The following is a 2,605-nucleotide window of genomic DNA, read 5'->3' on the forward strand; positions in this document are numbered from 1 at the left end:
CCCGTAGCGCCTCAATCAAATCGACGCCTTTGAGCGAAAAGACCAGGAAAGGATTACCATCGATCTCGCGGCTCACCAGATAAATTACGGCTGCGATATGCTTGCAGGGCACCGCCCAGTCCGGACAGGAACAGCGCATGGACAGATCCTTCCAATGTGCCGGAAAGACCGGGATTCCCAGGGACTGCGCTTGCTCCAGTACGGCCGGGTCCAACTCCCGATTGAGCATCCGAGAAATGATCAGCGGATCACGTGTCAGCGTATCCAGGAACGACTGGGTTTGGGTAGGCGAGATGGGCGGAACGTCGATCTCGATTTGATAAGGTTTTGACCGAGAACCCTGGACTTGGGCCCGGATGCGTCCGTCTTGAATCTCCAACTGAAGGACCGCGCCCCGGTTGGCGTAACTCCGTCCCCTCGGGAGGCGATTATCACAATCGATATGGGTCAACGCGTTGAGCCACTGAGTCCCCCACCAGGTGTTTCCGTAACTTTGTGCCGCCATGTTTGGGGTAAGTGCTCCATAACCCTCATGCAGCCTGGAAGTCTCCCAAATAGGGGCTAAGCCTGCAATGTAGCGGTAAGGACCGATACCGGATTGAACTTGGGATGGCAGCAAACCATTATGATCATTATGGTTAATAAGAGGTAGTGCCATGATTACGGAAACCAACGCGGTCAATTTTCGCCAGAACTTGGGAGAAATGCTCAACCAGGTGCAGTACCGTCACGACAGTGTGATCATCAATAAAGACGGGAAACCCGTTGCCGTGCTGATCGATGCCCGGCTTTTCGAGCGCATACGACGGATGCAGGGTCGTTTTGATGCGCTGTGCCAAAAGATGGAAGCGGGATTCTCGCAGGTGACGGAGTCTATCGGGGCAGAAGAGATCGAGGCAGCCGTCGCTCAGGAACGGCGGAGATCGACCATTCCCGCTGAGGATCATTAGCCGTTCATGGTGGCATTGCGGGTGGTGCTGGACACCAATGTGCTGCTTTCCGGCATAGCCTATCCAGCCAGCGTTCCGGGCAAGATCCTGGCCGAGTGGCGACATGGTTCCGTTGAAGTGCTGCTTTCGGACTACATCTTGGATGAACTGCGCCGGGTCCTGCCACGTCTGGTGCATCGCCATGGGTTGACGGTGGACGAGATGAGCGATCTGGTAGATATTCTCGCCATCCAAGCAGAACTGATCGCCCCATGGCCCGGAATAGATCCACATTTGCGTGATGAGAAGGATCAACCGGTGCTGCAGACATTGCTGGCCGCCCTCCAGGCGTCAGGCGCTGACTACCTCATCACCGGGGACAACGATCCCCTGGTTTTGGCTGACCGATACCCGATAATCACCCCAGTGGAATTTTGGCAGGCGCATGGGGGAGTGTAACTCCATGATTGGGCGGTTATCGGCCAAAAGCTGTCGGTCGAGGTCGCCCTTTGAACGACCGGAATAGACTGGAAGCGGACATTCAGCAGCGGAGGGCCAATGACATCATCCGACCCTCTACGGTCATTGGCACATTTCCGCCAGATTGTCTGCTATCCTCCGCGCTGCAGACATTTTAAGCCTGAGAGAATCACGAAGAGTCTAGAAAACATATGGCGATTCAAATTGTTATAGATTGGCCGAAAAACTGGATAAACAATCACGCCTAATCGTTGCCTTCTTCATTCTCCATATGTTTGAGGAGTTGCTGCGTATTGTGATAGGCAAGCCAATCCTTACACAAGCTAACCACCTCGAATTGGTGTGCCAAGTATCTTGCTGTGATTCTCTTACGGAAATGATCTTCAACGTAGCGGGCGGGATGAATCAGGTTTCTGACTTGTCTGCTCACTTCGGCATAATCACCGATCTTGGCTTTTCTAGAGCTCAACTCGTTATCAAGAGCACTTGGAAGCCAGCCCAACATCTTCGCAACATCTAATAATTCGCTGAGAGTCCATTTGAACAAGGGCTTTGGGTGGCGTCTTCTCGTCGGAGCCTTTCCGGAATTTATCGCCACCTCTGGATAAACGTTAACCATAAGCATGAGCAATGTTTCCAATGCCGAACCGAGCATCAAGCACCCAGCCAAGTACGCTTTCGACTTTTCGCACCGTCGCGCCTCTTGCCAATAGAACCGGTACAACCTGTATAGCTCCCGCACCTGATCCTCTGTTAATGTCGTGAAGCTCATTGCCGTTTCTCGCAACATAAAACTACCATCTTTGTGGGCATGGGCTTAATCGCAAGCGATGCCCCATGAACATCGGATTCGTGTGCATAGATCAGACCCATGAAACTGATGTCCGTTCAATAAAAAAGAAGACGGTAAGATGAGACGACACTAGAAGCCGCTCCTGGCCGTCTGCCGCTATTGGTGATTTACCAGCAACTGTAGCCTGAATGCAGAGTTCAATGACTGCAATCATACGCGGATGGAATAGCCTTTATTTCATTTTCCATAAATGCCGCTAGGAGGATGCTGAAAAAGTCCGTGTTATAATTCGTCGAGTTACGGGATGAGGCAGGGGGATAGGCATGCGCGGTGCGAAGGTGGAGACGGGCAATATGTTCAGCTATCTGTCGCCGGAGCAGCGAGTACCGCAGGACCATCCCCT

At 52.7% G+C, this 2,605-nt stretch carries 4 protein-coding genes; 2 read left to right on the forward strand and 2 right to left on the reverse strand.

Annotated features, from left to right (window positions below; genetic code table 11):
* On the reverse strand, positions 1–505 hold a 505-nt coding region (locus RTI30_RS13935), incomplete at its 3' end, for an SWIM zinc finger family protein (protein ID WP_312284104.1).
* A 151-nt stretch (positions 506–656) separates the two neighbouring features.
* On the opposite strand from RTI30_RS13935, the gene RTI30_RS13940 reads away from it, so the two are divergent.
* Both RTI30_RS13940 and RTI30_RS13945 read left to right on the forward strand, forming a co-directional pair.
* The gene (locus RTI30_RS13940; protein WP_312284105.1) at positions 657–950 is read left to right on the forward strand and encodes a type II toxin-antitoxin system Phd/YefM family antitoxin; all 294 of its coding nucleotides are present in this window, start codon (positions 657–659) and stop codon (positions 948–950) included.
* 6 nt (positions 951–956) lie between these two features.
* Complete coding sequence (locus RTI30_RS13945; RefSeq protein ID WP_312284106.1) at positions 957–1,388, forward strand: putative toxin-antitoxin system toxin component, PIN family; 432 nt, start codon at positions 957–959, stop codon at positions 1,386–1,388.
* A gap of 265 nt (positions 1,389–1,653) precedes the next feature.
* Here RTI30_RS13945 and RTI30_RS13950 read toward each other — a convergent pair whose 3' ends face one another.
* On the reverse strand, positions 1,654–2,199 hold the full coding sequence (locus RTI30_RS13950) for a hypothetical protein (RefSeq protein ID WP_312284107.1): 546 nt from the start codon (positions 2,197–2,199) through the stop codon (positions 1,654–1,656).
* Positions 2,200–2,605 lie beyond the last annotated feature (406 nt).

It is taken from the genome of Candidatus Igneacidithiobacillus taiwanensis (assembly GCF_031962545.1).
In the GTDB taxonomy this organism is placed as follows: Bacteria; Pseudomonadota; Gammaproteobacteria; order Acidithiobacillales; family Acidithiobacillaceae; genus Igneacidithiobacillus; species Igneacidithiobacillus taiwanensis.